Consider the following 249-nt stretch of genomic DNA (forward strand, 5'->3'; position numbering starts at 1 on the left):
CTGCTATTGGCGCTGCCCCGGGCCGCGGCGCTGGGCCAGTGGCTGCCGCTGGCCTGGATGGCCGCGCTTCTGCTGGGGGCCCTGCTGCTGCTGCGCCGCACGCAGGTCAAGGGCTTTTATGAGCCGCTGGGCCTGGGCCTGGGGGCCCTGCTGCTATTGGCGCTGCCCCGGGCCGCGGCGCTGGGCCAGTGGCTGCCGCTGGCCTGGATGGCCGCGCTTCTGCTGGGGGCCCTGCTGCTGCTGCGCCGC

The 249-nt window shown here is 75.9% G+C and carries 1 protein-coding gene; it reads left to right on the forward strand.

The window, feature by feature from the left end; all coding sequences use genetic code 11:
• A partial coding sequence (locus tag BEN49_RS28200; protein WP_204376142.1) for a hypothetical protein occupies window positions 1–249 on the forward strand: 249 nt, incomplete at both ends.

This window comes from Hymenobacter coccineus, from assembly GCF_001816125.1.
GTDB classification, from domain to species: domain Bacteria; phylum Bacteroidota; class Bacteroidia; order Cytophagales; family Hymenobacteraceae; genus Hymenobacter; species Hymenobacter coccineus.